At 72.6% G+C, this 9,939-nt stretch carries 10 protein-coding genes and 1 pseudogene; 5 read left to right on the top strand and 6 right to left on the bottom strand.

The genetic code is table 11. The features are described 5' to 3' along the window. The first annotated feature begins 23 nt into the window (after positions 1–23). Complete coding sequence (locus DKT68_RS23700) at positions 24–692, top strand: acVLRF1 family peptidyl-tRNA hydrolase (RefSeq protein WP_109819598.1); 669 nt, start codon at positions 24–26, stop codon at positions 690–692. A gap of 125 nt (positions 693–817) precedes the next feature. On the opposite strand, the gene ypfJ is transcribed toward DKT68_RS23700, so the two are convergent. Then, entirely contained in the window at positions 818–1,735 is a 918-nt protein-coding gene (gene ypfJ / locus DKT68_RS23695) for a KPN_02809 family neutral zinc metallopeptidase (RefSeq protein ID WP_109819597.1), read from the bottom strand. A 263-nt stretch (positions 1,736–1,998) separates the two neighbouring features. Between ypfJ and DKT68_RS23690 the strand changes: the two genes are divergently transcribed. Next, complete coding sequence (locus DKT68_RS23690) at positions 1,999–3,603, top strand: ABC-F family ATP-binding cassette domain-containing protein (RefSeq protein ID WP_109819596.1); 1,605 nt, start codon at positions 1,999–2,001, stop codon at positions 3,601–3,603. A 45-nt stretch (positions 3,604–3,648) separates the two neighbouring features. Here DKT68_RS23690 and DKT68_RS23685 read toward each other — a convergent pair whose 3' ends face one another. After that, positions 3,649–4,248, bottom strand: a complete 600-nt coding sequence (locus DKT68_RS23685) for a cadmium resistance transporter (protein ID WP_109819600.1) — start codon at positions 4,246–4,248, stop codon at positions 3,649–3,651. A 219-nt stretch (positions 4,249–4,467) separates the two neighbouring features. Here DKT68_RS23685 and DKT68_RS23680 point away from each other — a divergent pair, with 219 nt between their 5' ends. The 3 genes from DKT68_RS23680 (at position 4,468) to DKT68_RS23670 (ending at position 7,600) form a co-directional block, all read left to right on the top strand. Beyond that, positions 4,468–4,695 carry a helix-turn-helix domain-containing protein gene (locus DKT68_RS23680; RefSeq protein WP_007462679.1) on the top strand — a complete coding sequence of 76 codons (228 nt, stop codon included), beginning with the start codon at positions 4,468–4,470 and terminating at the stop codon, positions 4,693–4,695. Positions 4,696–4,741: 46 nt separating this feature from the next. Then, positions 4,742–5,509 (top strand): enoyl-CoA hydratase/isomerase family protein, encoded by a 768-nt coding sequence (locus DKT68_RS23675; protein ID WP_109819595.1) that lies wholly within the window; start codon positions 4,742–4,744, stop codon positions 5,507–5,509. Between the two features lie 114 nt (positions 5,510–5,623). Next, positions 5,624–7,600 carry an ABC transporter ATP-binding protein gene (locus DKT68_RS23670; RefSeq protein WP_109819599.1) on the top strand — a complete coding sequence of 659 codons (1,977 nt, stop codon included), beginning with the start codon at positions 5,624–5,626 and terminating at the stop codon, positions 7,598–7,600. 147 nt (positions 7,601–7,747) lie between these two features. Here the strand turns inward: DKT68_RS23670 and DKT68_RS23665 are convergent, their stop codons facing one another. The 4 genes and pseudogenes from DKT68_RS23665 to DKT68_RS32165 form a co-directional block, all read right to left on the bottom strand. Beyond that, positions 7,748–8,236, bottom strand: coding sequence for a hypothetical protein (locus DKT68_RS23665; protein ID WP_109819594.1), 489 nt, complete (start codon positions 8,234–8,236; stop codon positions 7,748–7,750). A gap of 162 nt (positions 8,237–8,398) precedes the next feature. Then, a complete protein-coding gene (gene mug / locus DKT68_RS23660; protein ID WP_109819593.1) occupies positions 8,399–9,004 on the bottom strand; it encodes a G/U mismatch-specific DNA glycosylase in 606 nt (201 codons plus the stop codon). Continuing rightward, entirely contained in the window at positions 9,001–9,762 is a 762-nt protein-coding gene (locus DKT68_RS23655; protein ID WP_109819592.1) for an SDR family oxidoreductase, read from the bottom strand. Before DKT68_RS23655 ends, mug begins: the two co-directional genes overlap by 4 nt. Further along, a pseudogene (locus DKT68_RS32165) lies at positions 9,747–9,939 on the bottom strand (hypothetical protein); the annotation flags it as partial. The gene DKT68_RS23655 and the pseudogene DKT68_RS32165, both read right to left, overlap by 16 nt.

Below are 9,939 nucleotides of genomic sequence, written 5' to 3'. Positions count from 1 at the left end.
GGGTGGTGTCGTAGGTTTGGGGGATGTCGAGCCGACCCGCTGCCGGTGGTGGCCGCTGGGTGGAGGTCGATCCCGCCCGTCTCGGCCGCTGGGTCGAGGGCTTCGCCGAGCGGCACGGCCAGCCGGCCGTTCGCACCGAGGACTACGGCCTGCTGCTCACCGCCCCCGACGGCGCCACCGCGGAGTTGCACGCCCCGCCCGGTGCCGCCGACGCCCTGCCCGCGGACGGCGACCTGTCCGGATTCCTCGCCGCCGCCGTCGCGCCACGCCGCATCGGCCTGCTGCTCGCGCGCAAGAGCGCGGTGGCGGTCGGCGTGGCCGCGGGGGAGGACCTGGTGGTCTCCAAGGTGGACAGCCGCTACGTGCAGGGCCGCACCGCCGCGGGTGGCTGGTCCCAGCACCGCTTCGCCCGCCGGCGTGACAACCAGGCGAAGGCCGCGCTCGGGGAGGCCGTCGAACTGGCGGTACGCCTGTTGCTGCCGCAGGCGGGCGCCCTCGACGCCGTGGTGGCCGGCGGTGACCGGCGCACCGTGGACGGCATCCTCGCCGACCGGCGGCTCGCCCCGCTCGTCGCTCTGCGGGCCGAGCGGCTGCTCGACGTGCCCGAGCCACGCCACGCCGTGCTGGTCGCCGCGGTGGCCGCGGCGCGGGCGGTCCGCGTCCTGGTCCGCGACCCCGCCCCGGCCGGCTGACGGGTTCGGCGCGCACGAAACGTTCAGGTCCGGGATTCCGCGCCGCATCTGGCCCTGATCACGGCACGGGCGCCCCGACGGCCACCATCGACCGTGGGAGCGCCCGTCCCGGCGCCGTGGACCTGTCAGAGCTGGTCCGTGCCGAACGTGTCGCAGACCTGAGGGTCGCCGCGGTCGTAGCCCTGCCGGAACCAGCGCTGCCGCTGCTCCGAGGTGCCGTGGGTGAACTGGTCCGGGTTGATCCGTCCACCGGAGCGCTCCTGGATGGTGTCGTCACCGATCGCCTCGGCGGTCTCCACCGCCTCGCTGATGTCGCTCGCGGTGATTGAGGTGAACAGCGGCTCCTGGCCGGACTTGTCCTTGCTCTCGGTCGCGTGCTTGGCCCACGCGCCGGCGTAGCAGTCCGCCTGCAGCTCGAGTCGTACGGAGGCGGAGCGGGGGCCGCTCTGGTCGCCCTGGCCGGCCCGCTCGTTGGTGCCGAGCAGGTTCTGGATGTGGTGGCCGTACTCGTGGGCGAGCACGTACGGGGCGGCGAACTCACCCTTGGCCCCGAACCGGGAGGCCAGCTCGTCGTAGAAGCTCAGGTCGATGTACACCTTCCGGTCGGCCGGGCAGTAGAACGGGCCGACGCCGGAGTCTGCCTGGCCGCAGCCGGTGCTGACCGCCGACTCGAAGTAGTTGGTGCTGGTCGGCTCGTACGTCCCCTTGCCCAGCTCCGGGTACGCCTTCTCCCAGTAGTCCTGGATGCTGTTGACGTAAAGCAGGTTGCGGCAGCGCACGTCCTCGAAGCGCTGGGCGTTGCTCGGGTCGCACCCCTCCAGCTTGGTGCCGCCGGCCTGCCCGCCGTCGTCGCCGTTGGTCATCGCGTTCAGGCCGAACCCGCCGCCGAGCAGCGCGACCAGCACGGCCACCACGATGCCGATGATCCCGCCGCGACCGCCGCCGCCGGGGATCGGGATGCCGAAGCCGCCGCCGGATCCGCCGCCCCGACCCAGGTCGTTGACCTGCGAGGTGTCGAGTTCGGCCCGCTCGTTGAGTTCCATGCTGACCCCGATCGCCGTATGCCGGTGATTGTCATGTGAATGTCGTTGTGTCGCCTCAGTGCCGGACTGGTCCGGATAGCCGTTACCCGTACCCGATGATCTTGACTGGTAATCCGGGAGGGGCGCCCGGGAGCGCCCGGTACACTGGTTGGGTGCTGCGCTGCGAAGGCTGAACCGCCCCGCGCCGTCGGGCCCCTTGAGCCCGCCGGCCGTTTCGCGTGCCCCGAGTCAGCCTTCCAGACCCCGAGAGCGAGCCCGAAAACATGATCACTGCCACCGGCCTGGAACTGCGTGCCGGTTCCCGGATCCTGCTGTCCGACACCACGCTGCGCGTACAGCCCGGTGACCGGATCGGCCTGGTCGGTCGCAACGGCGCCGGCAAGACCACCACCCTGAAGGTGCTCGCCGGCGAGGGGCAGCCGTACGGCGGCCAGATCGACCAGCGCAGTGCCATCGGCTACCTCCCGCAGGACCCGCGCACCGGCGACCTTGAGGTCACCGGCCGCGACCGGGTGCTCTCCGCGCGCGGCCTGGACGTGCTGATGTCCCAGATGCAGGAGATCGAGGCTCAGCTCGCCGAGGACGCCAGCGAGAAGCTGGTCCGCCGCTACGGCGCGCTGGAGGACCAGTTCGCCGCCCTCGGTGGGTACGCCGCCGAGGCCGAGGCCGCCCGGATCTGCGCCAACCTCGGCCTGCCGGACCGGGCGCTCGCCCAGACCATCGGCACCCTCTCCGGTGGTCAGCGGCGGCGCATCGAGCTGGCCCGGATCCTGTTCCGCGACGCCGGTGAGAACGGCGGCGGCATCCTGCTGCTCGACGAGCCGACCAACCACCTCGACGCCGACTCGATCACCTGGCTGCGCGGCTTCCTCGCCAACCACAAGGGCGGCCTGATCGTGATCTCCCACGACGGCGCCCTGCTGGAGTCGGTGGTCAACAAGGTCTGGTTCCTCGACGCCACCCGGTCGGTCATCGACGTGTACAACCTGGGCTGGAAGGCGTACCTGGAGGCGCGCGAGACCGACGAGCGGCGTCGCCGCCGGGAGCGGGCCAACGCGGAGAAGAAGGCCGGCGCGCTGATGGCGCAGGCCGACAAGATGCGGGCCAAGGCCACCAAGACCGTCGCCGCGCAGAACATGGCCCGCCGTGCCGAGAAGCTGATCTCCGGTCTGGAGGAGGTGCGGGTCTCCGACCGGGTGGCCAAGGTGCGCTTCCCCAACCCCGCGCCGTGCGGCAAGACCCCGCTCACCGCGACCGGCCTGTCCAAGTCGTACGGCTCGCTGGAGATCTTCACCGACGTCAACGTGGCGGTTGACCGCGGCTCCCGGGTGGCCATCCTCGGCCTCAACGGCGCCGGCAAGACGACCCTGCTGCGGATGCTCGGCGGCCTGCTGACGCCGGACACCGGCGAGGTGCACGCGGGGCACGGGCTGCGGTTGGGCTACTACGCCCAGGAGCACGAGACGCTGGACGTGGAGCGGACGGTGCTGGAGAACATGCGCGCCGCCGCCGTCGAGCAGTCCGACACCGACCTGCGCAAGATTCTCGGCGCGTTCCTCTTCTCCGGCGACGACGTGAACAAGCCGGCCGGGGTGCTGTCGGGCGGCGAGAAGACCCGGCTGGCCCTGTCCACCCTGGTCTGTTCCGGCGCCAACGTGCTGCTGCTCGACGAGCCGACCAACAACCTCGACCCGGTCAGCCGGGAGCAGGTGCTCGACGCGATCGCCAACTACCCGGGCGCGATCGTGCTGGTCACCCACGACCCGGGCGCGGTGCTGGCGCTGAAGCCGGACCGCGCGATCCTGCTGCCCGACGGCGACGAGGACGCCTGGAGCGACGACCTGCTGGAGCTGGTCGAGCTGGCCTGACCGCCCCGGTCGGAACGCCGGGCGGGCGGTCGGACCAGGCCGCTCTCAGCCGAGCAACTCGACCAGCCGGCCGAGCACGCCGGAGCCGACGAGGATCACCAGCCCGATGCCGACGAAGATCGCCGGCACCAGCCACCGGCCGGCGCGCTCGACCAGCCGAATCACCCGCGGGTGCCCGCCCAGCCAGGCGGCGGCGGCGCACCACAGGGCGATGAGCAGCACGAAGACCAGCAGGAACACCGCGCTGTCGGCGGGGCCGAGGGCGCGGAACACGGGTACGTAGACGGCCACGTTGTCTGCGCCGTTCGCGATCGTCACCCCGGCCACACCGAGCGTGGAGGCCACCACGGCGGGTTCCTCGTCGCCGTCGTCCTGCGCGAGGGCGCGGACCCCGAGCGCGATCGGCAGCAGCCCGAGCAGCCCCGTCCAGGGGTCGGGCACCACCAGCAGGCCGGCGGCGACCACCGCGCTGGCCAGCGCCAGCGCCCCGATGCCGAGGTACTGCCCGGCCACGATCTGCCGGGCGCGCGGTCGGCCGGTGCGGCGTGCGCTGACGAAGAACAGGGTCAGCAGGACGATGTCGTCGATGTCGGTGGCGGCGAAGACCACGGCCGCCCCGGCCGCGGTGCCCAACAGGTCGATCACGACCGCAGGGTACGGGTCGTCGACGGGCACTGCCGCAGGGCGACGGTGGTACGCCGGGCCGCTGCGGCGGGACTGATCGCCAGGATCACTCTATCGGGAAGCTGACATTGCATAGCGTGTCGGTTGGCGAAGAGTTGATATCTGGCGCATGATCGTTCGAGGCGGTCTAATAGGTGGGACCGTATCCGAACCGCACAGTCTGGGACGTGAGGACACAGCATGGCAGCCACTGGCACAGCCACCAGCACTGAGAAGGGTCGCCGGATCGTCGGAGCCGAGCGTCAGACGCTCGCGAAGGACCTGGTAAAGCGGTACACCTCGGGGGAGAGCATCCGCGCGCTGGCGGCCTCGACCGGCCGTTCCTACGGGTTCATCCACCGAGTGCTCACCGAGTCCGGGGTGCAGCTGCGTCAGCGCGGCGGTGCCCGGCGCCGCAAGAAGGCGTGACCCGCCCCTCAGCGTCGTCCACCAGCGCCGCGCCCCGGGCCGCCCGGTGACCGCCGAGGCGACCGGGGTTCGGCTGACCTGCGACGGGCCGGTTGCCACGGTGACGTTGTGCCGGCCCGACGTGCTCAACGCCCAGACGCCCGCGATGTGGCGCGCGATGAGCGACTTCTCGCGAGAGCTGCCCGGCGACGTGCGGGTGGTGGTGGTCCGGGGCGAGGGGCGCGCGTTCTCCGCCGGTCTGGACCTGTCCGTGGCCGGCGCGTCCGGCCCGGGTTCCTTCGCCGAGCTGGCCACGCTGCCCGAGCAGGAGTGCGCGGACCGCATCGCCGAGTTCCAGGGCGGCTTCACCTGGCTGCACCGGCCGGACGTCATCTCCGTCGCGGCCGTGCAGGGTCACGCGATCGGCGCCGGGTTCCAGCTCGCGCTCGCCTGTGACCTGCGGGTCCTGGCCGCCGACGCGAAGCTGTCGATGGCCGAGGTGACCCTCGGTCTGGTCCCCGACCTGGCCGGCACGAAGCGCCTCGTCGAGCTGGTCGGCTATGCCCGTGCGTTGGAGATCTGCGCGACCGGCCGCCGGCTGGACGCGGCCGAGGCGGACCGGATCGGGCTCGCCACGCTGGTCGTGCCACCCACCGAGCTGGACGGCGCGGTCCGCGACCTGACCGCCGGGCTGCTCGCGGGCGCCCGCGACGCGGTGGTGGAGATCAAGGCGTTGATCGCCGGCGCGGCCGGGCGGTCGCACGCCGACCAGCAGCGCGCCGAGCGGGAGGCTCAGACCCGGCGGCTGCGTGACCTCGCCGGCCGGGGAGAATAGTAAGGACCGTACGGGAAGATCCGGGTTACGACCGAGGTTGTCACAGTCGTCGGGAGAATTGACCTGACGAAGCGGTCCGCCCGACGACCCGGAGGTGAGCGAGTGTCCAACCCGATGTCCGGCGGTGGCATGGCGGGATGGAGCATGCTCCGGTCGATGCGTAGCCGGGACGAGGTCTCCACCCACCGGCTCAAGCGCGGGGTGGCCCGGCGCATCGTCGCCTTCGCCCAGCCCTACCGGCGCGACATCGTCGTGTTCCTGGCCACCGTGGTGCTCGCCGCCATCATCGGTGTGGCCACCCCGGTGCTCGCCGGTGACGTGATCAACGCGATCAACCGGGGCGGCGCCGAGGCGGGCCGGCTGGTGGTCAAGCTGGCCCTGTTCATCGCCGCGCTGGCGGTCGCCGACGCGTTGCTCTCGCTGGCCCAGAGGTGGTATTCGGCCCGCATCGGCGAGGGCATCATCCTCAACCTGCGCACCCGGGTCTACGACCACGTGCAGCGGATGCCGTTGCAGTTCTTCACCCGCACCCAGACCGGGGCCCTGGTCAGCCGGCTCAACAACGACGTGCTCGGCGCGCAGCGCGCGTTCACGTCCACCCTGTCCGGGGTGGTCAGCAACGTCATCCAACTGGTGCTCACCGCCGCGGTGATGTTCACCCTCTCCTGGCAGATCACCGCGCTCTCGCTGGTGCTGCTGCCGATCTTCATCATTCCGGCCCGCCGGGTCGGGCGGCGGCTGGCCGACATCACCCGCGAGGCGTACAACCTCGACGCCAAGATGAACGCGACCATGACCGAGCGGTTCGGGGTGGCCGGCGCGTTGCTGGTGAAGCTCTTCGGGCAACCCGACATCGAGGCCCGCCGGTTCGCCGGTCGGGCCGAGCGGGTGCGCGACATCGGCATCCAGTCCGCCATGTACTCGCGGACGTTCTTCGTGGCGATGCTGCTGGTCGCCTCGCTGGCCCAGGCCCTCACCTACGGCCTCGGCGGCTGGCTCGCCGTGACCGGCGGTGTCAGCGCCGGCACGGTGGTCACCCTCGCGCTGCTGCTCACCCGCCTGTACGGGCCGCTCACCGCGCTCTCCAACGTCCGGGTGGACGTGATGAGCGCGCTGGTCTCCTTCGACCGGGTCTTCGAGGTGCTCGACCTGAAGCCGGGCATCGTGGAGAAGCCCGACGCGGTGCCGGTGCCCCGGGGCGCCGGGCGGGTCGACTTCCGCGACGTGCGGTTCCGCTACCCGAGCGCCGCGGAGATCTCCCTCGCCTCGCTGGAGGAGGTCGCCACGCTCGACCGCACCGTCAACGAGCCGGTGCTCAAGGGGGTCTCGTTCAGCGTCGAGCCGGGGCAGATGGTCGCGTTGGTCGGCCCGTCCGGCGCCGGCAAGTCGACGCTGTCCATGCTGATCTCCCGGATCTACGACGTCACCGACGGCCAGGTGCTGGTCGGCGGGGTGGACGTGCGGGACGCGACGCTCGCCTCCCTGCGCGACGAGATCGGTGTGGTCACCCAGGATTCGCACCTGTTCCACGAGACGATCGCCGAGAACCTGCGGTACGCCAAGCCGGACGCCACCGACGACGAAATCTGGGCCGCGCTGGCCGGCGCCCAGGTCGCCGACCTCGTCCGGTCACTGCCGGACGGGTTGGACACCACCGTGGGGGAGCGCGGCTACCGGTTCTCCGGCGGCGAGAAGCAGCGCATCGCCATCGCCCGGCTGCTGCTCAAGGCCCCGTCGATCGTCATCCTCGACGAGGCGACGGCGCACCTGGATTCAGAGAGCGAGGCGGCGGTGCAACGGGCGCTGTCGGTGGCGCTGGCCGGGCGTACGGCGCTGGTGATCGCACACCGGCTCTCCACGGTCCGCGACGCCGACCAGATCCTGGTCCTCGACGGCGGGCGGATCGTCGAGCGGGGGCGGCACGACGAGCTGGTGGCGGTCGGCGGGCTCTACGCCGAGCTGTACCGGACCCAGTTCGCGGTCGCCGACTCGCCCACCCCGTACGTGGACGCGACCGGCCCCGAGCCGGTGATCATGCCGATGGGCACGTACGTCGCCGACGAGGCGCTACCGCCCGCCGCCGCCAACTGACCCGGGCGTTCGGGACGAGTGGAACGCCCAGGCAAGGACCCGATGAGGTCCGTGGCCCTGGGCGGTCATCTGGACCACCTTCCAGAGCCGAGCGGCCACGAATGCTCCGTTGGAGGCACGGGCGGTTCGCGGGCCGCTGTGGAAGGGTCAGGCACCGAATGGTGGGTGTGGTGAGTCAACGACGTGGACGCCCCGGGACCGCAGGAGCGCGTTGACTCGGTCCCGGGTCTCCTGGTTCGGCTTGCGCAAACTCCAGATGCGACCCACCAGGACCGCGCTGTTGGGACCGGGCACGTCCCACGGCCCGCCATCGGGATAGACGGCCAGGGCGATCTGACCGAAGCCGGGTCGGGTCAACCCGGCTTCGCGGATCTCCTCCCATCGGTAGCGGCGGGTGACCCGGCCGCGATGTCGGACCAGCAGTCCGGTGTGGTCGGCCAACACGGCGTCGCCCCGTTGCCACCACGCCACCAGCACCGTGGCGAGCAGGAGAGTGACCGGCACGAACGGAAAGGCGGGCGCCAGCCAGATGCCGGCGCCGACCAGCGCGGCGAGCGCACCGATCGGGACGAGCACCGCAGGCCACAGCCGCGAGGCGAGCAGCTCCTCCAGATCGCGCCTCTGATCGTCGGCCATGTGGTGTTCGTTCCCCGCTCGCAGTGGAACGACACCGGCCGATAGCAGTGAAAGGCGAGGCCGGTGGTCGGTTCCCCCCGGTTGGCGCTGCGGGCCGTCCTCTCCGACGTGGAAGTCCGGCGCCAGTGCAGCCTCTGGTTCGCCGAGAGGTAACGGCGGCGGTCAGGCCGCCGAGCGGTCCGGCAGACCGGTCGCCAGGCGCAGCTCGGCGAACGCGGCGCCCAGGGTCGCCGGCGTGAAGTGCGCGTTCAGCCCGCTGGGGTTGGGCAGCACCCACAGCCGCACCCCGGCCAGCGACTCCGGCTGCGGCCCGAAGGCGGCCTTCGGGCGACCGAAGCCGATCCGGTACGCGGTCACGCCCACCACCGCCACCCAGCGCGGCCGGTTCCGGGTGACCTTGTCGGTCAACAGCCGGGCACCGTCGAGCAACTCCTCGGTGGTCAGCTCGTCGGCGCGGGCGCTGGCCCGGGCGGCCATGTTGGTGATGCCGAGGCCGAGGGCGGGCAGCTCGTCCTGCTCGCTCGGGTGCAGCAGCCGTGGCGTGAAACCGCCCCGGTGCAGCGCCGGCCAGAACCGGTTGCCGGGTCGGGCGAAGTGCCAGCCGGTGGCGGCCGACCAGAGGCCGGGGTTGATGCCGACGAAGAGCACCGTCAACCCGGGCGCGAGAACGTCGGGGATGGTCCGGTCCGTGGCGGCGGCCAGCTCCGCCCGGGTCGGCCGGGGGTGCCCGGCGGCCTCGCTGGCGCGTCGGACCGGGTCGGGCGTCACAGCCCGCGCAGCGCGCCACCGTCGACCGGCACGGTGAGGCCGGTCAGGTAGCTCGCGGCGGGGGAGAGCACGAACGCGGCCACGCGACCGAACTCGGCCGGGTCACCGATGCGCCGCAGCGGGATGCTGGCCTCCGCCTCGGCGCGGGCGCGCTCCGGGTCGCCGGTGGCGGCGAAGAGTTCCCGGTTGCGGTCGGTCAGGATCCGGCCGGGCAGCAGGCCGACCACGCGTACGCCGCGCGGGCCGTAGTCGTCGGCGACGTCCTTGGCGACCCCGACCAGGCCGGGTCGCAGGCCGTTGGAGATGCCGAGCCCGGGCACCGGGCCGCGGGCCGAGGTGGAGAGCACCAGCCCGATCGCGCCACCCTCGGGCAGCGCGTCGGCGACCGTGCGGACCGCGCGGACGGTACCGAGGAAGACGGTCTCGAAGGAGTGCCGCCACTGCTCGTCGGTGACCGACGCGGCCTTGCCGGCCGGCGGGCCACCGACCGAGATCAGCGCGCCGTCGAGCCGACCGAAGTGTTCCCGGGCCGCCGCGACGAGCCGGCCGGGCGTCTCCGGGTCGGCCAGGTCCGCGGTCAGCCCGACGGCCCGCTCCGGTCCGCCGAGCGCCTGCGCGGCGGCAGCCACCGCGTCGGCGTCCCGGGCCGAGAGCACCACCCGGGCACCGTCGGCGACCAGGCACTGCGCCGTGGCGTAACCCAGGCCGCGGGAGGCACCGGTGAGCACGTACACCCGGTCGGTCAGTCCGAGATCCATGGCGCCGATCCTGCCGTATCCGCCACGCCGTCGCCACCGGCGGGCGGCGGCGCCGGTGGCCGCGGGGCGGGGCGCAGCAGGCGTACCCGACCGGCGATCTGCACCGCGACGGCGGCACCGGCGCGGGCCACCGCCGGCAGCCGACGCGGACGTGGCGCCGCGCGCCCGGCGTAGCGG

The organism is Micromonospora acroterricola, assembly GCF_003172955.1.
GTDB lineage: Bacteria > Actinomycetota > Actinomycetes > Mycobacteriales > Micromonosporaceae > Micromonospora > Micromonospora acroterricola.
Note: the sequence above shows the minus strand (reverse complement) of the source record. Positions and strands in the feature narration are given on the sequence as shown.